Genomic DNA, 23492 nt, shown 5'->3' on the forward strand with positions numbered 1-23492 from the left:
CCATCATGATGGCTGACTAAGGCGCTCCCGTAGACAGAAACGCCGTCGCTGCCGCAACCAGGGTGGTCGCGCCGACCTTCAACGCGGCCTCGTCGACACGAAACCGCGCGTGATGGAGCGGAAAGACCGATCCGATCTCCTCGTTCCGGATTCCCAGCCGAAAATAGACCGAAGGACGTTTCTCGCTGTAGTAGCCAAAGTCGTCCGCGATCGTCCATCCGGGCGTGTTGAGGACGTTGTCGGCACCGATGCAGGCCTTGGCGCTGGCGGCAATCAGCTCTGTCATCTCGACATCGTTGACGACGCCGGGTTCGCCCTTGTGGATGTCGACCTCGACACGCGCGCCGTGGCTCGTCGCCATACCCTCGGCTATCGTACGAACGCGGTGCCAGGCCCGCTCGCGGGTTGCATCGCTGCCGCTGCGGATGGTGCCTTTCAACGTGACCCTGCCGGCTGTGACATTGTAGGCGTTGCCGCCATTGATGGCCGTCACGGAAATCACCAGCGGATCGTACGGGTCGATCTCGCGCGAAACGATCTTCTGCAATTCGCTCACCAGGGAGCAAGCCACGGCCAACGCATCGACACCTTCATGCGGTTTTGCCGCGTGCGCGGCCGAGCCGATGACGGCCACATCGAACGTGTCACAGGCCAGAGTGTAGGGACCGGAGCCGACGGCGATCTTGCCGCTCGGTGTGTACGGATCGACGTGGACGCAGATGGCGGCGTCGATGTCGTCGAGAAGCCCCTCTTCCACCACCCGCTTGCCGCCCGACGGTTCGTCCTCCTCCGCCGGCTGGAAGATCAGGCGAACGGTACCGCCAAAACTGTCCCGCGACTGGTGAAGATGCGCGGCCACCGCGAAAGCCATCGATGCATGGGCGTCGTGACCGCAGGCATGCATCACGCCTGGATTCGTCGATGCATAATCGACACCGGACTCCTCCTCGATCGGCAAGGCATCGATGTCGGCGCGAATGGCGATCTTTCGATTTGACGGCCTGCCGGCGCCGACAATATCGACGGCAAGGCCAAAGCCGGCGACGTCGCGAATGTCGCCGATTCCCTGATCCACCAGCATCTGCCTGAGGTAACGCTGCGTGCCGGCCTCCTGGTTCGAAAGCTCGGGATTGCGGTGCAGATGGCGACGGACCTCGATCATCCGGTCGAGAATTCCGGCGTCGATATCGGTCGTCACGGTTTTCGCAACACCACCCGCCATGGCCGAACCCTCAGGATTTGACATGGATCTCTCGCGGGAACTTCGTCAGGGTCTCGTGGCCGGTTTCGGTGACCAGGATGGTCTCGCTGACCTCGATGCCCCAGCCGTCCATCCACATGCCAAGGATGGAATGAACGACGTTGCCCGGTTCAAGCACCGTCTTGTCGCCCGGCCTGAGGCTGATCGTGTGTTCGCCCCAATCCGGCGGATAGGCGACGCCGATGGAGTAGCCGATGCGCGATTCCTTCTTCAGTCCATAACGCTGGATGACCTTGCGCCAGGCAGCTTCGACCGCTTCGGCAGTCGTTCCCGGCCTGACCGCGTTGAGCACCGCGTCCATGCCCTCGATCACCGCTTTGGCGGTATCCGAGACATTTGTCGGCGTCTTGCCAAGCTGCATGGTCCTGGCGAGGCCGGCGGCATAGCGGCGGCAAACGCCGGCAAGTTCCAGCGCAATCGTCTCGTTTTCTCCGAACCGCCTGTCGCTCCACATGATGTGCGGCGCCGAGGCATTCTCGCCACCGAGGATTGTCGGCGGAAGCGCTGTGATGTCGCCGGCAAAATCCGGGCTGCCCGCGATCTGCGCCGCCTGGATGGCGGCGATGGCGTCGCATTCGCGAACGCCCGGCGCGATCACCTCGAAGGCTCGCGTGACGGCAGCTTCGGCGAGCGTCGATGCCTTGCGCAAATAGGCGATCTCCGGCGCCGATTTGACCGCCCGGATCCAGTTCACCAGCAGGTCGGCATCGTGCCATTTTGCATTGGGAAGTCCGGCGACAAGCCGGGCGTGCGCCTTGGGGGAGAAATAATAGGCTTCGAGTTCGATGCCGATACGGCGACTCCCCCAGCTCTTGGCGACAATCCAGTTCGCAATCCAGTCCATGGGATGGCGATCGCCTCGCTGGACATGGTCTTCCGGAAAGCCGACCACGTTTTCCGGTTTCATCCAGGCTGTCAGAAGACCGCCGGCCGCATCCATGGCGCGCCCGATCCAGACCGGCTCGACCTCCTCGATTGGAACCAGCACCATTTGCGGCGTGTAGAACGACCAGCCGTCATAACCGGTGATGTAATGCTGGTTGGCAACGTCGTTGACGACAAGAAGCTCGAGACCGCGCTTGGCCATCTCGGTGCGGATCTTGCGAAGCCGCTGTCGGTACTCGTCGCGGGCAAACGGCAATTCGATCATCTTTGCTCCATGCTTTGTCATCAACGGTCGCGGGTTCGCTCACCATTGAAGAGGTTTCGCCATGGCGGCAATCGGCCAGGGCGGCATGTGGGCAGGTCCTGAACCGGGTACGTCCATACCCGGCCTTCCCAAGATTTGTGTTTCACTATCATTTATTTTTGAATTCCATTTGACTGAATAAATAAGCGGTGCCAAGCTATCCTCTCCTAAGGGGCGCAAGGCATGGCACTGCGGGGGACCAATCAGGAGTTCGGGCGGCCATACAACCGGCGCATCGTGCTTGAGTCCATCCGCCTGCACGGGCCGATCGCGCGCGGCGAGATCGCCCGGCGCGTCGGCCTCACCGTCCAGACGGTATCGACCATCGTTCGCGAACTGGAAGATCAGGACTACATCCTGTCGCTGCGCGAAGAGCCGAGGGGGCGCGGCCTGCCGCCGGCGACGCTCCGGATCAACCCCGAGGGCGGCTATGCCGTGGGTATCCACATCACTCCGCTTGGTATCAGCGCCGCCTTAATCAATCTGAGCGGCGACGTGATCGAGAGCATCTACCGCGAAGCGCCGAACGCGACGCCGGACCGCGCCTTCGAGTTGATCGGGGCGATGGTGGTGGAATTGACCAGACTGCGGGCTGGCGGACGGGTGCTGGGCGTCGGCATGGCCCTGCCCGGCCCCTTCGACGTGGAGTCCATGAGTTTCGTGGGGCCGACCACCATGACCGGCTGGAAGGATGTGGCGCTGCGCGAACGGCTGGCGGCCTCCACCGGATTGCCGGCCTTCTTTGAAACCGATATGGCCGCGGCCGCCATGGGCGAGCGCCTCTATGGCCTCGGCGCCCAGTTTTCCGAATACTACTATCTCTATTTCGGCGTCGGCCTTGGCGGCGTCATGGTTCATGACGGCAGCGCCTTGCGCGGCGCCTGGGGAAATGCCGGCGAGATCGGACACATTCCCGTCATTCCCGGCGGCGAAGCCTGCCCTTGCGGCAACAGCGGCTGCCTCGAAAGATATTTGTCGCTCGAGGCGCTCCGGCGCTGGAACGGCAGCGAGGCCGAATGGGTGGCCGAAGTCGCACCGATCTTTCACAACGCCGTCGCCGTCATCGAGAACCTGTTCGACCCGGAGACGGTCATCCTCGGCGGGCTGGCATCCACCGACCTGCTCGAAATGCTGGCTGGTTCGGCCGCAGGCCTGCACAACTCCGTCTCGGCCCGCAAGGACCGCACGACGCCCAGGGTCGTGGTCGCGCGCGGCGGACAGCATTCCGTGCTGCGGGGCGCCGCCGCCCTGGCGGTTTCCGGGGTTCTGTCACCTCGCTTCGGGCAGATGTTCGCGGCCGAACGCGAACGCGAGCGCGACCTTCTCAAAGGCAGGGAGATTGCGGCATGAGTGAACCCCTGCTGGTGCTCGACAACGTCACCAAGAACTATGGCGCGATCGAAGCGCTCAAGGGGATCAGCTTCTCGATCGGCAAGGGCGAGGTCGTGGCGCTGCTGGGCGACAACGGCGCCGGCAAATCGACACTGGTGAAGATCATATCAGGCGGACTGGAGCCGACATCGGGCCGCATGCTGTTCGAGGGCAAGGAATTCCTCGCCAAATCACCGGCCGAGGCCAAGGCGGCCGGCATCGAGACCGTCTACCAGGATCTCTCGCTGTGCACCAATGTCGACGTGGTCGCCAATTTCTTCATGGGCCGCGAGATCACCCGCAAGTTTCTCGGCATTCCCGTGCTCGACGAGCGCGCCATGGAAGCCGTCGTCGGAAAGGCGCTGGCCAATGCCGGCACCCGCATTCCCTCGCTGCGCGCCAATGTCGAGCATCTTTCGGGCGGCCAGCGGCAAGCCATCGAACTCAACCGCTTCGTGCACTGGGGCGGCAAGCTGGTGCTGCTCGACGAACCATTCGCCGCCCTCGGTGTCGAACAGACGCGGCGCGGTCTCGACATGATCCGCCAGGTGGCCAACCAGGGCATCGGCGTCGTCATCATCACCCATATCATGCAGCAGGCTTTTCAGGTCGCCGACCGGATCGTGGTGATCCGCCAGGGCGTCGTGGCCGGCGATGTCGCACGCAATAAAACAAGTCCCGACGCGGTGATCAACATGATCACCGGTGAGACGCTTGCCGGTGCCGGACCGACAGGCTGAGGGACAAAAGAGGGGTCCGGCTTAAGAGGAGCGAACGACATGAAGCGAATACTTCTTGCTGTCTTCGGTATCCTTGCACTGGCCTTTGCCACGCTCACGCCGGCATTCGCCCAGTCCAAGGGTATCGTCTACTATATGGTGCCGACCCTGCTGGACGAGTTCCAGACCGGCTCGGTGAGCGCGCTGGAACTGTTCCTGAAGCAGACCGGCTACGAGATGAAGACGCTGAACGCCGACAACAAGACCGACGCCCAGCAATCGCAGATGAACGACGTCATCGCGCTGAAGCCGGCGGCCATCATCCTGGCTGCAGTCGACTTCAATGCGCTGAAACCGTCCATCGAAGCCGCGCGCGCCGCCGGCATCCCGGTGGTCGAGTTCGACCGCCAGATCACCTCGACCCCGTCCGACTTCACCTCTGTCGCCGGAACGGTCGAGATCGGCTACGTCGCCGCGGATCAGGCCGAGAAGCTGCTGAAAGCCAAGAACGGCTCGGTGAAGGGCAAGGTTCTGCAGGTGCTCGGCGACCCCGGCGATCCCTACACGCTCGACATCCAGAAGGGTTTTGAGGAGAAGATGAAGGCATTTCCGGACGTCAAGATCATCTCGCTTCCGGCCATGCAATGGGAAGCCAGCAATGCCGGCACAATCGTTGCCGACCAGATGCTGGCCAACCCCGACATCGACCTGATCTTCAGCCATGCCGCGCACCTATCGGTCGCCGCCGTCGCCTCGCTCGAGGCGGCCGGCAAGAAGCCGGGCGACGTCATGCTGATGAGCTCGAACGGCGCTCCGGTCGGCCTCGACCTGATCCGCAAGGGCTGGCTCAACGCCGAAATCGAGCAGCCGCTTTACGCGCAGGCCGCGGCTGTCGCCATGTTCATGGACAAGATCGTCAAGAAGCAGGAAATCAAGCCCGGCGAATACGACGTGCTCGGCCTGAAATCGACCGTGACCAAGGAAGCCTGGGGTCCGAACATCAAGATCCCCGGTGCCGCGATCACCAAGGAAAACGTCGATAATCCGGCCTTCTGGGGCAACCAGAAGCCGCCGACGGACACCGTCAAGTCGGTCGAATAGTCATCTGAAAGCGCTCCGGGCCGTAGCGGCCCGGAGCCTGCCTTTTCACAACGCCGCGTCCGAAAGGATGCCGTGGCGAATTTGAATCCGCGCCTGAACCCGACGAAATCGAGTTGATTTCGCGGGGGCGCCAACCGGATCAGCCCATGAACCCGCGCACACGCAAAGCCCTGGAGTTCGTACTCGACAACCTCGTCTGGTTCATGCTGCTGTTCGTGCTGGTGGTCTTCTCCATCTTCGTCCCGAACTACTTTCAGCTCGGCATCTTCGCCAACATCATCGAGGCTTCGAGCGTGCTCGGCGTCATGTCGATCGGCCTGGCGCTGGTGATCATCGCCGGTCACATGGATCTGTCGGTCGAATCCGTCGCAGCGCTCAGCGCCATGGCGGTCGGCATCCTGTTTTGCTCGTCGGGCATCGGCATGGGCGTGCAGCTGCATCCCGAGTGGCTGATGGTTCCGGTTTCGCTGCTGCTGGCGCTGGCAGTCGGGGGTCTCATCGGCGCCTTCAACGGCTATCTGGTGGTCAAGGTGAAGATGAGCGCCTTCATCATCACGCTGGCGTCCTACATCTGGGTGCGCGGCCTCGTGTTGGTCGTGTCGGGCGGCCGCTCGGCGCAGGACCTGGCGCCGGCCATCCGCTGGTTCGGCATCCAGCGCCTTGTCGGCCTGCCGCTCACCGCCTGGATCGCGGTTGGCTGTTTCGTGGTCTTTTCGCTGATCATGGCCAAGACGCCGTTCGGCCGGCATCTGGTGATGATCGGCGGCAACGAGACGGCGACCTTCCGCGCCGGCATCCGGGTGAACCGCAATCTCATCATCGCCTTCGTGCTCGCCGGCGCCATCGCCGGCCTCGCTGGCTGGCTGCTGGCGATCCGCACGTCGGGCGCCACCGCCAATCTCGGCGTCGGCTTGCTGTTCAACGCCTTCGCCGCGGTCGTCATCGGCGGCGTCAGCCTCAAAGGCGGCGTCGGCACCCTCCCCGGCGTCTATGCCGGCGTGCTTTTGCTCTCGGCCATCAACACGGCGATCAATTTGATGGGCCTGCCGGCCAATTTCACCCAGGTGATTCATGGCCTGCTGGTGCTGGCCGCGGTGCTGCTCGACGCCTTCAAGCAAACCATTCGCCAAAGACTCGCATGACAGGACGGCTCGCATGACAGGACGGCTAAAAGACAAGGTGGCGCTCATCGTCGGCGCCGCCCGCGGCATCGGCAAGGGCATTGCGCTCCGCTTTGCCGAAGAGGGAGCGCGGCTGGTGCTCGCCGACACCGAAGTCGAAGCCGGGCAAGCGACCGCTGGCGAGTTGGGCGTCCCCTTCATCCGCATCGACATCTCGCAAATGAGCGACGCCGAGGCCGCCGTGGCGCTGGCGCTGAAGCAGCATGGCCGTCTCGACATCATCGTGCAGAATGCCGGCATCTATCCCTGGCAGCTGATCGAGAACACCAGCGCCGACGACTGGGACCGCGTCATGGCGGTCAATCTGCGCGGCACCTTCAATGCCAGCCGCGCGGCCCTGGTGCCGATGAAGGCGCAACGCTTCGGCCGCATGCTCTACACCTCCTCCATCACCGGTCCGCATGTCACCAGCCCGGGCCATGGCCACTATTCGGCCAGCAAGGCCGGCATCAACGGCTTCATCCGCGCCGCGGCACTGGAATTCTCCGGCTACGGCATCACCGTCAACGGCGTCGAGCCCGGCAACATCCTGACCGAAGCGATCGAGCTGCATCGCGGCGAGGCGTTCATCAAGAACATGGAGGATTCCATCCCGCTTGGCCGCCTCGGCAGCCCGCGCGACGTCGCCAATGCCTTCCTGTTCCTCGCCTCGGACGATGCCAGTTACATCACCGGCACGACCATCGTCGTCGATGGTGGGCAGTTGCTGCCCGAAGGCAGCGATTTCCGGCTCGTTCCGCCATGATCATCGATTTCGGCGATGGCTTCTTCCTGCGCCAGGCGACCGAGGCCGACCATCCAGCACTTGCCATGATCTGCCTCAAGACCGGTGATGCCGGCCAGGATGCAACCGGTCGCGAAGACGCTCCGGATCTGTTGGGCCAGATCTACACCATCCCCTACCAGGTGCTGGAGCCCGACCTCGCTTTCATCGTCGATGGGCCAACGGGCGCCGCGGGCTATCTGCTGGGTGCAAAAGACACAAAGGCTTTCAATGCAGGCCTGGCAGCAAGGTGGTATCCGCGCCTTCGCGCGCAGGTGACCGATCCCGGACCCGACCGCACGCGCTGGAGCGGCAGCGACTGGGCTCGCCACCAGATCCATCATCGCGACTTCACCATTCCGCCGGCCCTGGCTGCCTACCCTTCGCACGGTCATATCGACCTTTTGTCGCAAGCGCGTGGCAAAGGCATCGGCCGGCGGGCGATGGCTTTTCTCGAGCAAAGGCTCGCCGCGCTCGGTTCACGCGGGCTTTGCCTCGAAGTGATGCCGGACAATCACAACGCGCTGCGCTTCTACAGGGCCATCGGGTTCGCGGTGTTGCGGGAGCCGGGATTGCCGGACCACAGCATCTATGTCGCCAAACGGCTGACAACCGCACCGGGAGTTATATGAATGGTGGGCGATGACGGGCTCGAACCGCCGACATCTTCGGTGTAAACGAAGCGCTCTACCAACTGAGCTAATCGCCCGCTCCGGGCCGGACCTTTAAGCGGTCAGGGTCCGCTTCGCAAGGCCAAATGAGCGCAGGACGCCCTGGTTGGATGCCGGTTCTGCCAACAAAACGCCGGCTGTCAAAAAACCTTCTCCTGTTTGCTGTTATGATGGTTTGGTGCGCTTGACACCCGGTGGCGAACCCCTTATCCAGCGCCCCAACGACGAACACGGCTGACACGTGTTCGCCATGCGCGGGTGTAGCTCAGTTGGTTAGAGTGCCGGCCTGTCACGCCGGAGGTCGCGGGTTCGAGCCCCGTCACTCGCGCCATTTCTCTCAAGGGTATCAAGCCCTTGGCTTTGGAGAAATGTCGACATTGATTGTCAAAAATGTTGTCTTGCAAGAGACCTGAGGTCACTCAGGTCCGTTCGGCTCGTGCAGACGTCTTGCCGCGCAAGATCATCCTCTCGCCAGCAGCGCCTCGACCTCCTGCAGCGTCGGCATGGATGGCGCAGTCCCTGGCCGGGTCACCGAGATTCCGGCGACGGCGCAAGCGAAGCGCACCGCCTGCAGCGGTTCCACGCCCCTCGAAAGTGCTGCCGCAAGCCCGCCATTGAAAGCATCGCCTGCCCCCGTGGTTTCGACCACCGGGCCGGCGCTGACGGCTGGAACATGGTCGGAGCGATTTTTCGAGTGCAAAAGCGCACCCTTGTCGCCGAGCGTGACGATGACCGTGCCGACGCCCTTTTCGAGCAGCCTGTCCGCAGCGGCTCGCGCCTCGTCGACCGAGGACACCTTCATCCCGGTCAGTTCCTCCGTCTCGGTCTCGTTGGGTGTGAAGTAGTCGCAGAGCGTGTAGATGCGGTCGGGAAGTTTTGCCGCAGGGGCTGGGTTGAGGATCGTCGTCACCCCTGCCCCACGCGCGATCTCCAGCGCGCGCATAGCTGCTTCGATCGGCTGTTCGAGCTGCGTGACAAAGACGCCGGCATTGCTGATCAATGCGGCATTGGCTTCGATATCGGCTGGAGAGATCAGCATGGCAGCACCGGGGCTGACGATGATGGCGTTGTTGCCGGTCGTCTCCTCGACGAAGATGTAGGCCGCGCCGGTGTAGCTTTCCGGCGTATCGATGACGGCATCCTTGACGCCCGCCTGCGCCCAGGTCTGCCTGGCCATGTCGGCGAAGGGATCGACGCCGAGGCGGGTGAGGAAGGTGACGTCGGCGCCGAGCTTGCCGGCGGCCACCGCCTGGTTCGAGCCCTTGCCGCCGGGTCCCAGCGTGAAGGATGTGCCGAGGATCGTTTCGCCCATGCGCGGCTGCCGCTGCGCCCTGTAGGCGGTGTCGGCGACGAACACACCCAATATGACGACCGGCTTGCCCGAAGCCATGCCGCTACTCCGCATCCGGCGGCACGACGCCCTTGCGGAAGGCGAAGCAGCCATAGAAGCGGCGTTCGCCGGTCTGGATGACACAATAGGCTTGTTTGGCGCGCTCGTAGAAGGCGTAGCGCTCGACCGCGATCATCGGCCACGACTTGCCCTCGGCCTTATCGACTTCCTTCTGCACTTCCTTCTGCACTTCAGGAATCTCGTCCGGCTTGCCGACGATTTCCATGCGCGCGGCCGAATCGTCGACGAACGTGTCGAGCGGGTAGAGCGACAGCACCGCCTTGACCACTTGCGCGGCCGAGGCATCGATGCGCAGCACGCGGCCGAGCGCCGTCTGGCGCGCCACCGAATCGGACGGAAAATTGGTGTCGGCGATGATCAGATCATCGCCATGCCCCATTGCCCGCAATGCCTGCAGCACGTCGGCATTGAGCAGCGGGTTGATGCCTTTGAGCATGGTATTCCTCGTGCGTTGGGATCAGAGACGCTTGCCGGTCTCTGCGTCGAAAAGATGGATCTGGTCGAGCCTTGGCTTCAGCTTCAGTGTATCGCCCGGCTTGAAATCGTGGCGCTCGCGAAACAGCGCCACCATCTCGCCTTCGCCGAAGCGCAGGAACACCAGCGTTTCCGAGCCGGTCGGCTCGACCACCGAAATCTTCGCCGGCACGCCGTCGGGATGGATCTCGAGGTGCTCCGGTCGCACGCCATAGACGACCGCTTGCCCGTCCTGTGCGGCGTTGCCCGATCCGATCGGGAACAGCGTGCCTGCGATGTCGACCCCTGGCTTGTCGCCCTTGCGCATGGTGCCCTTGAGCAGGTTCATCGAAGGCGAACCGATGAAGCCGGCGACAAACAGGTTGGCCGGGCGGTCGAACAGTTCCAGCGGCGCGCCGACCTGCTCGATGCGGCCGTCGCGCATGACGACGATCTTGTCGGCCATGGTCATGGCTTCGATCTGGTCGTGGGTGACGTAGATGGTGGTGGTCTTCAGCCTCTGGTGCAGTTCCTTGATCTCGGTGCGCATCTGCACGCGCAGCTTGGCGTCGAGATTGGACAGCGGCTCGTCGAACAGGAACACCTGGGGATTGCGCACGATGGCGCGGCCCATGGCCACGCGCTGGCGCTGCCCGCCGGAAAGCTGGCGGGGATAGCGCTTCAGATAGGGGTTGAGGTCGAGGATGTCGGCGGCGCGCTTGACCCGCTCGGCGACCACGGCCGGATCGGTTTTCCTGAGCTTGAGCGCGAAGGCCATGTTCTGCTCGACCGTCTTGTGCGGATAGAGCGCATAGTTCTGGAACACCATGGCGATGTCGCGCTTGGCCGGCGGCAGATGATTGACGACGCGGTCGCCGATGGCGATCGTGCCGGCGGAGACGGTCTCCAGCCCGGCCACCATCCTGAGCAGCGTGGACTTGCCGCAACCCGAGGGGCCAACCAGCACCACGAACTGTCCGTCTGCGATGTCGACGCTGACTTCGTGCAGAACCTTGACCGTTCCAAAGGCCTTGGCCACCTTGCTGATCGCGACTTGCGCCATGTCTCCCCCATCGGCTCCATTAGCCGTAGGCGCAGAAGCTAACCAACGCGACCTGCCAGGGCAAGTCGGTCCCTTATAGATAAAAACCCGCTCTCGTTGACACGGCGTTGGGTTGTGAGAATAGTGGCAGGCGCTGGTCAAAATGTCGGTGCCCGATCCGCAATCGGAACTTCAATCGACGCAGGGTGGGGTCCTGCCTAATTCGTTTCCGAAACGGGAGCATCGTTGGCGCTCCGGCGTCCGACAGTTGGCCGATTTATTCACACTGATGTTCTGGGAGGAATAGGCGATGAGAACGGGTCTTTACGACAAACTGGTTCGAGCCGGCGCCACAAGGCGCGACATATTGAAGGGTGCGGCAAGCATGGCCGCGATCGCAGCCGCATCCGGCGCCGGACTTGGCGCCTTGACGCGCCCGGCCTCCGCGGCAAGCGAATTGCGCACAAAAATCCTGCAGATCCCCGGCGTCGGCAAAGGCCAGCCGACGGACGCCGATTTCCAGAAGGTCGGTGAACTCTGCCTCGAAGCCACCAAGGCCAATGTCAAGGAAGGCGAATTCGCCGGCGTCGAGCTGACCTTCATGGGTCTCAACAACCAGAACCTGCACAATGTGCTGTTCCGCGGCTTCCTGAAGCCATGGGAGACCTATACCGGCGCCAAGATCAACTGGATCGACCTGGCGCAGGCCGACTACAACGCCCGCCTGCAGCAGTCGATCGCGACCGGGACCGTCGACTTCGACATCATCGAAATGGGCGCGCCGTTCGAAGGCGATGTCTGCGGCAAGGGCCTGACGTCGGAAATGCCCGACTGGGTCAAGACCCAGATCGATTTCGACGATCTGGTCAGCTATCTGAAGCCGCCGGTCGGCACCTGGGACGGCAAGCAATACCGCGTGACCGTCGACGGCGACGCGCACAACTTCAACTACCGAACCGACGTGTTCGCCGATGCCGACCTCGCCAAGGCCTGGAAGGACGGCGGCGGCGAAGGTGAATGGGGCGTGCCGAAGACCTGGCAGCAGGTTCAGGCGGTGACCAAGTTCCTGAAGGGCAAGAAGCTCAAGGACCAGGACGTCTATGGCTATCTCGACGCGCCGAAGCCCTGGGGCGGCTTCGGCTTCTATTTCCTTGGCAGCCGCGCCACCGCCTATGCCAAGCACCCCGACGACAAGGCCTGGCTGTTCGACGCCGACACGATGAAGCCGCGCGTCAACAATCCGGCCTGGGTGCGCGCCATCCAGGACGTCATCGACGCGCTGCCCTCCGAACCCGCCGACCAGATCAACGCCGATCCGAACACGACCGCCTTCCAGCAGTTCCTGGCTGGCACCGGCTCGATGGTCACCTGGTGGGGCGACGTCGGCTCCAACGTCAAGACCAACGACTCTTCCGTCGTCGGCGACGTCACCGGCTTCTCGATCCTGCCGGGCTCGGACGATGTCTACAATGCGAAGACCGGCGCCTGGGACAAGCTCGCCAGCGGCCCGAACTATGCGCCCAACTGCGCCTATCTCGGTTGGGGCGTCTATGTCATGGCCCGCGTCGATGCCGACGAAAAGAAGAAGAAGGCGGCATGGTCCGCTGCAGCCCATCTCGGTGGCAAGGACCTGTCGATCTGGACGGCGATGTATCCGTCGGGCTTCCAGCCTTACCGCAACTCGCATTTCGACATTCCCGAATGGGTGGCGGCCGGCTACGACGAGGCCTTCATCACCTCCTACCTCAAATCGGAATCCGACAGCTACAACCATCCGAACGCGGCGATCGAGCCACGCATCCCCGGCATCTTCCAGTACTACAGCGCCGCCGAGGACATCCTGGCCAACACTTTCGCGGGCAAGATGAAGGCGCAGGAAGGCGCCGACGCCATCGCGGCGGCATGGGAGAAGCTGACCGACCAGATCGGCCGCGACAACCAGATCAAGCTCTACAAAGCTTCGCTCGGCATGTAGGCTGGCCTATGAACCGTGGTCCGGCGGCAACGCCGGACCACTTTAGACAGGCTCCGGCTCCTCGAGAGCCTTCAAACGGGCGAGATTTGTGGCTGACCAGACATCGACCGCGAACCCGTGGCCGGCAGATGCCGGCACTTCCGATCTGATCTCTCCAGGCCGTAAACGCCTTGGCTGGGCGCTGATGGCCGCTGCGACGCTTGGCCTGCTGGCGACGATCGTGCTGGAGATCCTCTACAAGGGCAGCCCCGATACGATCGGCTTCGAGACCTGGCGCCCCGTCGTCTATGCCTATGTTCTGTGGGGCGTGGCGATCGGTGTCGGCCAGGTGCTGACGCGCGGCGAAGACGGCCAGCGTGCCCTGTTCCTGCTGCCGGCGCTGCTGTTCACCATCGCCATGGTGATCTTCCCGACGCTGTTCGGTTTCTACATCGCGCTCACCGACTGGAACCTCAGTTCCTTCAGCGGCCGCCGGTTCAACGGGCTCGACAATTTCTGGCAGATGCTGGGCGATCCCTACTACCGCAACGCGCTGTTCAACATGGTGCTCTACGTGCTGGCGGTGGCGGTCGAATATGTCATTGCCTTCGGCTTGGCGCTGCTCCTCAATGCCCAGATCCGGGCGCGAAAATTCTTCCGCGTCGTCTTCCTGATGCCGCTGATGCTGTCGCCGGTCGCGGTGTCGTGGATGATCGGCAAATCGCTGATGGAATACAGGTTCGGACCGGCCGCAACGCTGGCGCGCCATCTCGGTTGGGAAAATCCCGCCTTCTTCTCCGATCCGATCATCGCGCGCATATCGATCATGATACTGGATGCCTGGACCTTCATTCCGTTCATGATGATCATGCTGCTGGCCGGGCTGCAGGCGATGTCGCGCGAGGTGCTCGAAGCCGCACGCGTCGACGGCGCCAATGCGTGGCAGACCTTCTGGCAGGTCACCTTCCCGCTGATGCTGCCGGTGTCGGTGACGGCGGTGGTCCTGCGCATCATCTTCAAGCTGAAGCTTGCCGACATCATCATCACCGTGACGTCCGGCGGCCCCGGCGGCGCCACCGATTCCGTGTCGAGCTTCATCTACCGCGAATACCGCGACCGCTCGAATGTCGGCTACGGAACCATGCTGGCGATGGCCTATCTGGTGATCATCGTCGTGTTCGTCACGTGGTTGTTGAAATTTGCCAACCGTTTTGTCCGCAATGTCAATTAAAGCAAGATGGGGGTGAATTGAGCCCGATGAGCGTTCAGACCACCGAATATGTCGCCTCGGAGATCCGCTCGCCGGCGAGCTTCCTCGCCAGCCGCGTCTTCATCTATGGCGCGCTGGCCTTCTGGGCGTTCATCTGCCTGTTCCCGATCTATTGGACGATCACGACCTCGTTCAAGACCGCAGTCGACGTCACGCAAGGCCATCTCATCCCCTTCGTCGACTTCCAGCCGGACTGGAAGGGCTGGCGTTCGCTCGGCCTGTCGCCGGACTCGATCTTCCAGACCTCGACCGTGCGCGAGGAGTTCCTCAAGCGCTTCATGAATTCGGTGATCACCTCGGTCGGCGCGTCGAGCCTCGCCATCATCATCGGCAGCCTCGCCGCCTACGGGCTCACCCGCTATCGCTACCATTTCGCCTGGTTCAAGAACGAGGACATCTCGTTCTTCTTCCTGTCGCAGCTGATCCTGCCGCCGGTGGTGCTGGCGCTGCCCTTCCTGGTGCTCTACCGCGAGGTCGGCCTGCTCGACACGCGCATCGGGCTGATCCTGCTCTACACGCTGATGGTGCTGCCGATCGTCATCTGGATCATGCGCGACCAGTTCAATTCGATTCCCGTCGAACTTGAGGAAGCAGCCCTGGTCGACGGGCTGTCTATCTGGGGCGCGTTCTTCCGCATCGTCATGCCGATCGCGCTGCCGGGCATGGTCGCCGCCTTCATCCTGGCGATGGTGCTGTGCTGGAACGAGTATTTCTTCGCCGCCCTTTTGACCTCGACCGACGCCAAGACAATTCCCGTCATGGTGGCGAGCCAGACCGGCTCGCAAGGCATCAACTGGTGGTCGATGGCGGCACTAGCGACGGCGGCCATCGCGCCGCTCGCCGTCATTGGCATCGCGTTGGAGCGCTATCTGATCATGGGCATGACCGCGGGCGCGGTGAAGTAGCATGGCGCCCTCTTACCTTCTCCCCCTTGTGGGAGAAGGTAAGCCGCGCGCTAGCCCTTTAGGATCGCCCTGAGATGATCCATGATCATGGCGACGCCCTTCTGCCCAAGCTCGGCCGAAGCATCCTTGGCGCTCGCCGTGTACCAGCCGGTATTGTCGGCGAAGTGATTGGCATCGACAGCCTCCGGGCATAGCGCCAGCATCAGCGAGGTCTCGCCGATGCCGGCATGGTCGAACGGGTACTTGCCGTTCATGTCAGCCGACATCAGCGGATGCACCTGCACCCAGTTGAAGAAATTTTCACCCGCCGCGTGTCCTGAATAATAGTCCGCCATCGCCTGCGACCCCCACCAGCCCTCGCCGCGCCCCTTTTCGAGGAAGCGGAAGATCGCCTGGCGGCCGGCGGCCTTGAACGCCAGATCGGTCGGCATGCCGGCGACAAAGTTCTCGGTCTGGTGGTGGATAATGGCGTGGATGTTGCGGAAGCCGATGCGCAGCAGGCTGTAGAACAGTTCCTCGCCGAACGGCGCCAGCGCATTGCCGCCGACCTGCACCGAGCCGCTGCCTTCCGGCGGCGCCACCGCATAGCTTGCCGCACCGTAGTAGAAGGGCGGCAGGATGACGACGTCCTTCTCCTTTTCGAACAGCTCCAGCGTCTTGATGACGGCCAGCGTGTCCATGCCGACGGCCATGTGCTCGCCATGGTATTCCAGCACGCCGAGCGGCAGAGCGACCGGCCAATTCTCGGCGATCGCCCTGCGGATCTGGTGTGGCAGCATCAGTTCATAGCGCATGATCTATTCCATGTTGGTGTGGCGGGCGCGCATGGCTTCGGGCGACACGCCGGTCAATTCCCTAAGCTTCAGCACCATCACCTCAAACAGCAGGAACAGCGCGCCTTCGAACACCGAGCCCATCGGCAGGACCGATGTTTTTTGCGCCCCCTGATCGTTGGCCATGGTCTGCGCGGGAATGAGCAGCGTGAAGTCGGCAAGCCTTGCCGCGCTGCCTTCGGCCTGGGCGGTCAGCAGGAGATTGGTTGCACCTGCTTGGCGCGCGACCTGCATCAGGGTCAGCACGGTCGAGGTTTCTCCCGGCCCGGAACTGACCAGGAAGACATCGCCCTGCCCCAGCGGCGGCGTGTTCATGTCGCCGACCACGGAAACCGGCAGGCCCAAATGGTAGAGCCGCATGGCAAAACCCTTGACCTGCAAGGCCTCGCGGCCGCAGCCATAGACGACGATCTGTCGCGCGCCGGCCAGCATTTTGCAGGCGGCGTCGATCCGGCTTTCGTCGATGCGTGCCAGCACGCCACCCATCTCCTCAAGTGCGGTCTCGAACAGGCTTTTGCTCTTGTCGCTCACCGCAAACCCGCCATTGAAAAATCACCCTGGTATTTGCCGCTCTTGCTGCCACGAACAGCTTGATTTCGTTATGCTAGCAACCGTGAAAATGCGTGTCCAACGCGCAGCTATGCTTTTGCCTGATCACAGGCGTGATAGTGTCATGTCAGACAAATCAAGCGAGGCAAACGGCAGGATATGAAGACACGGCATTTCGACCGCATCGGCAATGGCGGCATCAGTTTCACCGAGCTCGGCTTCGGCGCGGCGCCGCTCGGCAATCTCTACCGTGCCGTCTCCGACGAGGACGCCAACGCCACGCTGGAGGCCGCCTGGGCGACCGGCTGCCGCTACTACGACACCGCGCCGCTCTATGGGCTCGGCCTCTCGGAAACGCGGCTCAACCCGTTCCTGCGCGGCAAGAAGCGCGCTGACTATGTGCTGTCGAGCAAGGTCGGCCGCATCATGCGTGCCTGCCCGCCCGAAGAGCGCACCGGCATCGGCAAGTTCTTCGACACGCCATCACGCCGCGAGGTGTACGACTACAGCTATGACGGTGTTATGCGCTCGTTCGAAGCCTCGCTTGAGCGCCTCGGCGTCGACCGGATCGACATCCTCTTCGTGCACGATGTCGACATCTTCACGCATGGCAGCAAGGAAGCCTCCGACCGGCGCATCGAGGAGTTCATGCGCTCGGGCTATTACGGCCTGCTGTCGCTGCGCGACCAGGGCGTGATCAAGGCGTTCGGCGGCGGCATCAATGAGTGGCAGGTCGCGCAGACGCTGGCTGAGCGCGGCGACTTCGACCTGTTCCTGCTGGCGGGGCGCAATACGCTCTTGGAACAGGAGGCGCTGACGTCCTTCCTGCCGCTCTGCCAGGCACGCGGCATCGGCATCGTTCTCGGCGGACCCTACAACTCCGGCATCCTCGCAACAGGGCCGAAGCCCGGAGCCTACTACAACTACTCCGAAGCGCCGAAGGACATACTCGACCGGGTCGCCGGGATCGAGAACGTCTGCAAGCGTCATGGTGTCAGGCTGATCGAGGCCGCCCTGCAATTCCCGCTGCTGCATCCTTCAGTCGTTTCGGTGATCCCCGGTGGCCAACGGCCGAGCGAGGTCGAGAGCAATCGCTCGCTGCTCGATGCGAAACTGCCCGCAGCACTTTGGGCGGATCTCAAGGAGGAAGGTCTTATGCGCACTGATGCGCCGACCGCATAAGCCGGCCGCGTCGCGTCAGCGTCGGGCACCAAAATGAAAAGCCGGGCAAGCCCGGCTTTTCTGGTCGCATGAACCAACGTAGGCACCAAAATGAAAAGCCGGGCAAGCCCGGCTTTTCTGAGGTCTCTGAAAAGAAAAAACGCTTAGTTGACTGCGTCCTTGAGGCCTTTGCCGGCCGAGAACTTCGGCACGGTACGCGCCGGGATCTTCACTTCTGCGCCGGTCTGAGGATTGCGGCCGGTCGAGGCGGCACGCTTTGACACGGTGAAATTGCCAAAGCCGACAAGCCGGACATCGCCGCCCTTCTTCAGTTCGCCGGTGATCACGGAAAATACCGCATCGACCGCCGACTGCGCGTCACCCTTCGAAATGCTCGCGGCGTCGGCGACAGCGGACACCAGTTCGTTCTTGTTCATAAAAATTCCCTTCCATGAGAACACCGGAACTATCGACTCATCCGGCAGGAAACGGACTTTAGAAAGAAGCGCTCCCGCAACCAAGTCGAAAAGGCAGGAAAAAAGCGGAAAAAGCCCGGAATTCCGGGGTTTTTCACATGAAAAAGCCGGGCGTCAGGCCCGGCTCTCCGTTTGTGCGCTGCAACCTCGACGAAAACCAACACATGGCCCCGAAAACCGTAGCCGGTTTGCGGCAAGGGCCATGCGCAAGTCTGGGCGTTAGAGCGTCCTTTGTGCGTCCAGATGGACGCCCGGCGCTCTAATGCGCCAGGGACTTTCCAGCGTCGTCGGCACTGTCTGTCGCAGCCGGCGGATTGACCGGCTCGACCCATTCGATCGGCTCCGGCATACGCACCAGCGCGTGGCGCAACACCTCGCCGACACGTGAGACCGGAATGATCTCCATGCCGTTCTTCACATTGTCCGGAATCTCCGCCAGATCCTTGGCATTGTCTTCCGGGATCAGCACCTTCTTGATGCCGCCGCGCAGTGCGGCGAGCAGCTTCTCCTTGAGCCCGCCGATCGGCAGGATGCGGCCGCGAAGCGTTATCTCGCCGGTCATCGCCACATCCGCCCGGACCGGAATACCCGTCAGTACCGATACAATGGCTGTCGCCATGGCAGCACCTGCAGACGGGCCGTCCTTCGGCGTGGCGCCTTCCGGCAAGTGCACGTGGATGTCGCGCTTGTCGAACAGCGGCGGCTCGATGCCGAAATCGACGGCGCGCGAGCGGACATAGGAGGCCGCCGCCGAAATCGATTCCTTCATCACGTCGCGCAAATTGCCGGTCACCGTCATGCGGCCCTTGCCGGGCATCATGACGCCTTCGACCGTCAGCAGCTCGCCGCCGACTTCCGTCCAGGCGAGTCCGGTAACGACACCGACCTGATCGTCAGCCTCGACCTGACCGAAGCGGAAGCGTTCAACACCGAGGTAATCGGCGAGGTTCGCCGCCGTGATGTTCACCGTCTTCTTCTTCGTCTTCAGGATCTCGGTCACCGCCTTGCGCCCGAGCTTCATCAGCTCGCGCTCCAGGCTTCTGACGCCCGCTTCACGGGTGTAGGTCTGGACGATGGCGCGGATCGCGTCCTCACCGACGGAAAACTCCTTCGGCTGCAGCGCGTGATCGCGGATCACCTTAGGCATCAGGTGCCGCTTGGCGATCTCGATCTTCTCGTCCTCGGTGTAGCCGGCGATACGGATGATCTCCATGCGGTCCATCAAGGGCGCCGGGATGTTCAGCGTGTTCGCCGTCGTCACGAACATGACGCTCGACAGATCGTATTCGACCTCGAGGTAGTGGTCCATGAACGTCGAGTTCTGTTCCGGATCGAGGACCTCGAGCAACGCCGATGACGGATCGCCACGGAAGTCCTGGCCCATCTTGTCGATCTCGTCGAGCAGGAAGAGCGGGTTGGACTTCTTGGCCTTCTTCATCGACTGGATGACCTTGCCGGGCATCGAGCCGATATAGGTGCGCCGGTGGCCACGGATCTCGGCCTCGTCACGCACGCCGCCCAGCGCCATGCGGATGAACTCGCGTCCAGTCGCCTTGGCGATCGACTTGCCGAGCGAGGTCTTGCCGACACCGGGAGGGCCGACGAGGCACAGGATCGGCCCCTTCAGCTTCTTCTGGCGGCTTTGCACGGCGAGATACTCGACGATGCGCTCCTTGACCTTGTCGAGGCCGAAATGGTCGGTATCGAGCACGTTCTGCGCGAAAGCCAGGTCCTGCTTGACCTTGGAGTTCTTGCCCCACGGGATAGACAGGATCCAGTCGAGATAGTTGCGCACGACGGTCGATTCAGCCGACATCGGCGACATCGTCCGGAGCTTCTTCAACTCGGCTTCCGCCTTTTCGCGGGCCTCCTTGGAGAGCTTGGTCTTCTTGATGCGCGCCTCGATCTCGGCGGCCTCGTCGCGGCCGTCCTCGCCTTCGCCGAGTTCCTTCTGGATCGCCTTCATCTGCTCGTTCAGGTAGTACTCGCGCTGCGTCTTCTCCATCTGGCGCTTGACACGCGAGCGGATGCGCTTCTCCACCTGCAGGACGGAGATTTCGGCTTCCATGAAGCCCATCGCCTTTTCCAGCCGCTCCTTGACCGAGAGCGTGGCCAGCATCTCCTGCTTCTCGGGGATCTTGATGGCGAGATGCGAGGCAACCGTGTCGGCGAGCTTGGAGTAGTCGTCGATCTGGCTGGCAGCACCCACCACTTCGGGCGAGATCTTCTTGTTCAGCTTGACGTAATTTTCGAAGTCGGTGACGACCGAACGCGCCAGCGCCTCAACCTCGACCTCTTCCTCTTCCGGCTCGACCAGCGCCGCGGCGCGGGCCTCGTGGAAATCGGGACGGTCGGTGAACGAGACGATTTTCGCACGCGAAGCGCCTTCGACCAGAACCTTGACGGTGCCGTCGGGCAGCTTAAGCAATTGCAGCACATTGGCGAGCGTGCCGATGTCGAAAATGGCATCGGGCTCGGGATCGTCATCGGCGGCATTCATCTGGGTGGCAAGCAGGATCTGCTTTTCCTGACCCATCACCTCTTCCAGCGCCTTGATCGACTTCTCACGCCCGACGAAGAGCGGAACGATCATGTGCGGGAACACCACGATGTCGCGCAGTGGGAGAACTGCGAAGACGCCGTCGCTGGGTGCCTTGGATACTTTGGCCATTGTCCAACCTTTCATGTCGCGGCCGCTAATTGAGCCAACCGCGAATCTTATATTAACGACCGGGGATCGTTCCGCCTACCACCGTTTGTGACGGGAGTTTTACAGCACAGAAATCGGGCACCTCGGCCTTCTCCAGTTAGTTGGATGCACGACCCCCAAAGATCAAGGGGCGTGTCCAAATCCGCACTCCCAACCCGTCCGCGAGTGACACATTTGCGACGCCAGCCCGTACGCCGCGCAAAACCGCTGTGCGACAGCAAAACGGCGCCTTGCGGCGCCGTTTCAGAATTTCGCTGCGGGCTCATGTCAGGCGCTGACATTGCCCTTCTTTTCCTTCTGCTCGGAGTAGATGTAGAGCGGCCGGGCACTGCCGGTCACCACCTCCTCCGAAATCACCACTTCGCGCACGCCTTCGAGTGCGGGAAGCTCGAACATCGTGTCGAGCAGGATCGCCTCCATGATCGAACGCAGGCCGCGCGCGCCGGTCTTGCGCTCAATGGCGCGCTTGGCGATCGCCGAAAGAGCGTTCTCATGGAAGGTCAGGTCGACATTTTCCATCTCGAACAGCCGCTGATACTGCTTGACCAGCGCGTTCTTCGGCTCGGTCAGGATCTGGATCAGCGCCGGTTCGTCGAGGTCTTCCAGCGTCGCCAAGACCGGCAGACGGCCGACAAACTCAGGGATAAGACCGAACTTCAACAGGTCCTCGGGCTCGACCAGGCGGAAAACATCGCCAGTGCGGCGATCCTCCGGCGAAGCGACGACCGCGCCGAAGCCGATCGACGTCTTGCGGCCGCGATCCGAGATGATCTTGTCCAGCCCGGCGAAGGCGCCGCCGCAGATGAACAGGATGTTGGCTGTATCGACCTGCAGGAATTCCTGCTGCGGGTGCTTCCTGCCGCCCTGTGGCGGCACGGAGGCGACGGTGCCTTCCATGATCTTCAAGAGCGCCTGCTGCACGCCCTCGCCCGACACGTCGCGGGTGATCGAGGGATTGTCCGACTTGCGCGAAATCTTGTCGATTTCGTCGATGTAGACGATGCCGCGCTGGGCGCGCTCGACATTGTAGTCGGCCGACTGCAACAGCTTCAGGATGATGTTTTCGACGTCCTCGCCGACATAGCCGGCTTCGGTCAGCGTCGTCGCGTCAGCCATGGTGAACGGCACGTCGATGATGCGGGCCAGCGTCTGCGCGAGCAGCGTCTTGCCGCAACCGGTCGGGCCGATCAAAAGGATGTTGGACTTCGCCAGTTCGACATCGTTGTTCTTGCCGGCATGCGCGAGGCGCTTGTAGTGATTGTGGACCGCCACCGACAGCACGCGCTTGGCGTAGGGCTGACCGATGACATAGTCGTCGAGAACCTTGAGGATCTCCTGCGGTGTCGGCACGCCTTCGCGCGACTTCACCATCGAGGTCTTGTTCTCTTCACGGATGATGTCCATGCAGAGTTCGACGCACTCGTCGCAGATGAAGACCGTCGGACCGGCGATCAGCTTGCGCACTTCGTGCTGGCTTTTGCCGCAAAACGAGCAGTAAAGCGTGTTCTTGGAATCGCCGCTGTTGTTGCCGACCTTGCTCATTTTCATGTCCTTTCATGGCCGCCCGCCGATGGTCTGGCTGAAAGGGCGCATACTCTATCTATCGCGGGAATCCGCCGCCGCCAGTGTGTCCCGGCTCCCGCAACGCATTCCGTACGAAACACAAATCAGAAAACGTGGCAATGATTCGCGACAACCCCGCATAAAGCTAAGCCGCCGAAACTCAACATAGCCTTAACGTAGGCAATCCTGTCCCCCGAGGGAACAGCCAATTGTGGCCGAAATGCCGCAAGACGCGCCAAAAGCGCGTGATGGTGCCATCCAACTGCCAACTTGCCTTTATGCCAGCGCCCCTTCGGCCGCCTCGCGCGACGAAATGACCTTGTCGATGAGGCCGAAATCCTTGGCTTCGTCGGCGGTCATGAAATGGTCGCGGTCGAGCGTTTTCTCGATCTCTTCGTAGCTCTTGCCGGTGTGCTTGACGTAGACCTCGTTGAGGCGACGTTTCAGCTTGATGATATCAAGGGCATGGCGCTCGATGTCGGACGCCTGGCCCTGAAAGCCGCCGGAAGGCTGGTGAACCATGATGCGGGCGTTCGGCGTGGCAAAGCGCATGTCCTTGTGACCGGCAGTCAGGAGCAGCGAACCCATCGAAGCCGCCTGGCCGATGCAGAGCGTCGACACGGCCGGCTTGATGAACTGCATGGTGTCGTAGATCGCCATGCCCGAGGTGACGACGCCGCCCGGCGAATTGATGTAAAGGTTGATTTCCTTCTTCGGATTCTCAGCTTCGAGGAACAAAAGCTGCGCGCAGACCAGCGTCGCCATGCCGTCCTCGACCGGACCGGTGATGAAAATGATGCGCTCCTTGAGGAGGCGCGAGAAAATGTCGTAGGCCCGCTCGCCGCGATTGGTCTGTTCGACCACCATCGGAACGAGGTTCATGTAGGTTTCGACGGGGTTCTTCATCAG

General features: G+C 62.4%; 21 protein-coding genes and 2 tRNA genes. 11 read left to right on the forward strand and 12 right to left on the reverse strand.

The features are described from left to right. Window positions 1–16 precede the first annotated feature (16 nt). Window positions 17–1246, reverse strand: a complete 1230-nt coding sequence (locus RPF88_RS11355; protein ID WP_337122431.1) for a M20 metallopeptidase family protein — start codon at window positions 1244–1246, stop codon at window positions 17–19. Then, window positions 1233–2411 (reverse strand): M24 family metallopeptidase, encoded by a 1179-nt coding sequence (locus tag RPF88_RS11360; protein WP_024504582.1) that lies wholly within the window; start codon window positions 2409–2411, stop codon window positions 1233–1235. The genes RPF88_RS11355 and RPF88_RS11360 overlap by 14 nt, the downstream gene beginning before the upstream one ends. A gap of 222 nt (window positions 2412–2633) precedes the next feature. On the opposite strand from RPF88_RS11360, the gene RPF88_RS11365 reads away from it, so the two are divergent. The 6 genes from RPF88_RS11365 to RPF88_RS11390 all read left to right on the forward strand — a co-directional run bounded on the left by RPF88_RS11365 (window position 2634) and on the right by RPF88_RS11390 (window position 8217). Next, entirely contained in the window at window positions 2634–3800 is a 1167-nt protein-coding gene (locus RPF88_RS11365; protein ID WP_275954669.1) for an ROK family transcriptional regulator, read from the forward strand. Beyond that, window positions 3797–4561: an ATP-binding cassette domain-containing protein gene (locus RPF88_RS11370; protein WP_013532175.1), complete on the forward strand. Its 765-nt coding sequence runs from the start codon at window positions 3797–3799 to the stop codon at window positions 4559–4561. The genes RPF88_RS11365 and RPF88_RS11370 overlap by 4 nt, the downstream gene beginning before the upstream one ends. A 39-nt stretch (window positions 4562–4600) precedes the next feature. Next, window positions 4601–5641, forward strand: a complete 1041-nt coding sequence (locus RPF88_RS11375) for a sugar ABC transporter substrate-binding protein (protein ID WP_013532176.1) — start codon at window positions 4601–4603, stop codon at window positions 5639–5641. 146 nt (window positions 5642–5787) lie between these two features. After that, on the forward strand, window positions 5788–6783 hold the full coding sequence (locus tag RPF88_RS11380; protein WP_013532177.1) for an ABC transporter permease: 996 nt from the start codon (window positions 5788–5790) through the stop codon (window positions 6781–6783). Between the two features lie 13 nt (window positions 6784–6796). After that, a complete protein-coding gene (locus RPF88_RS11385; protein ID WP_337122432.1) occupies window positions 6797–7567 on the forward strand; it encodes an SDR family NAD(P)-dependent oxidoreductase in 771 nt (256 codons plus the stop codon). After that, window positions 7564–8217 (forward strand): GNAT family N-acetyltransferase, encoded by a 654-nt coding sequence (locus tag RPF88_RS11390; protein ID WP_027162390.1) that lies wholly within the window; start codon window positions 7564–7566, stop codon window positions 8215–8217. Before RPF88_RS11385 ends, RPF88_RS11390 begins: the two co-directional genes overlap by 4 nt. A gap of 1 nt (window position 8218) precedes the next feature. Here RPF88_RS11390 and RPF88_RS11395 read toward each other — a convergent pair. Further along, window positions 8219–8294, reverse strand: a tRNA-Val gene (locus RPF88_RS11395). Window positions 8295–8510: 216 nt separating this feature from the next. On the opposite strand from RPF88_RS11395, the gene RPF88_RS11400 reads away from it, so the two are divergent. Continuing rightward, window positions 8511–8587 (forward strand) — tRNA-Asp (locus RPF88_RS11400). Window positions 8588–8716: 129 nt separating this feature from the next. On the opposite strand, the gene rbsK is transcribed toward RPF88_RS11400, so the two are convergent. The 3 genes from rbsK to RPF88_RS11415 are packed head-to-tail and all read right to left on the reverse strand — an operon-like array spanning window position 8717 to window position 11183. Then, window positions 8717–9646 carry a ribokinase gene (gene rbsK, locus RPF88_RS11405; RefSeq protein WP_337122433.1) on the reverse strand — a complete coding sequence of 310 codons (930 nt, stop codon included), beginning with the start codon at window positions 9644–9646 and terminating at the stop codon, window positions 8717–8719. A 4-nt stretch (window positions 9647–9650) separates the two neighbouring features. Further along, window positions 9651–10103, reverse strand: a complete 453-nt coding sequence (locus RPF88_RS11410) for an RbsD/FucU family protein (RefSeq protein ID WP_064995418.1) — start codon at window positions 10101–10103, stop codon at window positions 9651–9653. A gap of 21 nt (window positions 10104–10124) precedes the next feature. Further along, window positions 10125–11183 (reverse strand): ABC transporter ATP-binding protein, encoded by a 1059-nt coding sequence (locus RPF88_RS11415; protein WP_024504587.1) that lies wholly within the window; start codon window positions 11181–11183, stop codon window positions 10125–10127. A gap of 289 nt (window positions 11184–11472) precedes the next feature. Here RPF88_RS11415 and RPF88_RS11420 point away from each other — a divergent pair, with 289 nt between their 5' ends. The 3 genes from RPF88_RS11420 to RPF88_RS11430 all read left to right on the forward strand — a co-directional run bounded on the left by RPF88_RS11420 (window position 11473) and on the right by RPF88_RS11430 (window position 15291). Continuing rightward, on the forward strand, window positions 11473–13137 hold the full coding sequence (locus RPF88_RS11420) for an ABC transporter substrate-binding protein (protein ID WP_013532183.1): 1665 nt from the start codon (window positions 11473–11475) through the stop codon (window positions 13135–13137). An 88-nt stretch (window positions 13138–13225) separates the two neighbouring features. After that, window positions 13226–14347: a carbohydrate ABC transporter permease gene (locus tag RPF88_RS11425; protein WP_127369901.1), complete on the forward strand. Its 1122-nt coding sequence runs from the start codon at window positions 13226–13228 to the stop codon at window positions 14345–14347. A gap of 26 nt (window positions 14348–14373) precedes the next feature. Continuing rightward, entirely contained in the window at window positions 14374–15291 is a 918-nt protein-coding gene (locus RPF88_RS11430) for a carbohydrate ABC transporter permease (RefSeq protein ID WP_013532185.1), read from the forward strand. A 50-nt stretch (window positions 15292–15341) separates the two neighbouring features. Here the strand turns inward: RPF88_RS11430 and RPF88_RS11435 are convergent, their stop codons facing one another. Then, window positions 15342–16085 carry a creatininase family protein gene (locus RPF88_RS11435; RefSeq protein ID WP_337122434.1) on the reverse strand — a complete coding sequence of 248 codons (744 nt, stop codon included), beginning with the start codon at window positions 16083–16085 and terminating at the stop codon, window positions 15342–15344. Between the two features lie 3 nt (window positions 16086–16088). Further along, window positions 16089–16610 (reverse strand): SIS domain-containing protein, encoded by a 522-nt coding sequence (locus tag RPF88_RS11440; protein WP_442921297.1) that lies wholly within the window; start codon window positions 16608–16610, stop codon window positions 16089–16091. Window positions 16611–16832: 222 nt separating this feature from the next. Between RPF88_RS11440 and RPF88_RS11445 the strand changes: the two genes are divergently transcribed. Then, on the forward strand, window positions 16833–17855 hold the full coding sequence (locus tag RPF88_RS11445; RefSeq protein ID WP_337122436.1) for an aldo/keto reductase: 1023 nt from the start codon (window positions 16833–16835) through the stop codon (window positions 17853–17855). A 143-nt stretch (window positions 17856–17998) separates the two neighbouring features. Here RPF88_RS11445 and RPF88_RS11450 read toward each other — a convergent pair whose 3' ends face one another. From RPF88_RS11450 to clpP, 4 genes are all read right to left on the reverse strand, one after another. Continuing rightward, window positions 17999–18271, reverse strand: coding sequence for an HU family DNA-binding protein (locus RPF88_RS11450; protein WP_006201846.1), 273 nt, complete (start codon window positions 18269–18271; stop codon window positions 17999–18001). 298 nt (window positions 18272–18569) lie between these two features. Then, window positions 18570–20981, reverse strand: coding sequence for an endopeptidase La (lon, locus tag RPF88_RS11455; RefSeq protein WP_013532189.1), 2412 nt, complete (start codon window positions 20979–20981; stop codon window positions 18570–18572). Between the two features lie 306 nt (window positions 20982–21287). Continuing rightward, a complete protein-coding gene (gene clpX / locus RPF88_RS11460) occupies window positions 21288–22562 on the reverse strand; it encodes an ATP-dependent Clp protease ATP-binding subunit ClpX (protein ID WP_013532190.1) in 1275 nt (424 codons plus the stop codon). Between the two features lie 297 nt (window positions 22563–22859). Beyond that, complete coding sequence (gene clpP / locus RPF88_RS11465) at window positions 22860–23489, reverse strand: ATP-dependent Clp endopeptidase proteolytic subunit ClpP (RefSeq protein WP_013532191.1); 630 nt, start codon at window positions 23487–23489, stop codon at window positions 22860–22862. Between the last annotated feature and the right edge of the window lie 3 nt (window positions 23490–23492).

Source organism: Mesorhizobium sp. ISC11 (assembly GCF_037162595.1).
Lineage (GTDB): Bacteria > Pseudomonadota > Alphaproteobacteria > Rhizobiales > Rhizobiaceae > Mesorhizobium > Mesorhizobium ciceri.